Consider the following 538-nt stretch of genomic DNA (forward strand, 5'->3'; position numbering starts at 1 on the left):
TTTTGAGGATTTTTCAAATTTTATTGACACTAATCCGGAGATTAAAAGAATAGAAATGTCCAATTGGGGAGAAATATTTCTGAACAAGGATATTGTCAAAATTTTAGAGTATGCTTTCAGAAAAGGAGTTACTTTATATTGCGGAAACGGTACTAATTTCAACAATGTTTCGGAAGAAGCATTGGAAGCACTGGTCAAATATAGAGTTGAGTATCTAAATATTTCTATTGATGGAGCAACACAAGAGACATATTCAATTTATCGCGTGGGTGGTAATCTCTGTAATGTACTTCAAAATATCGAGCGACTGAACAATTATAAAGAACGATATAACTCAGAGTACCCTAAGTTATCATGGCAATTCGTGATATTCGGCCATAACGAACAGGATTTACCAAAGGTTAAAGAGTTGTGCTTGAAGTACAACATGGCTTTTAATCCCAAACTTAATTATTCCCAATTCTCACCTGTAAAAGACAAGGAATTTGTAAGACGAGAAAGTGGTCTTGGAGTAGCAGACCGTGATGAATACCGTCTG

The 538-nt window shown here is 35.1% G+C and carries 1 protein-coding gene; it reads left to right on the forward strand.

Translation table 11 applies throughout. The annotated features are described in order from the left end of the window. The coding region (locus ROSEINA2194_RS07755) for a radical SAM protein (protein WP_007885292.1) at nt 1-538 on the forward strand (538 nt) is incomplete at both ends.

Origin of the sequence: Roseburia inulinivorans DSM 16841, from assembly GCF_000174195.1 — a bacterium.
Classification (GTDB): Bacteria; Bacillota; Clostridia; order Lachnospirales; family Lachnospiraceae; genus Roseburia; species Roseburia inulinivorans.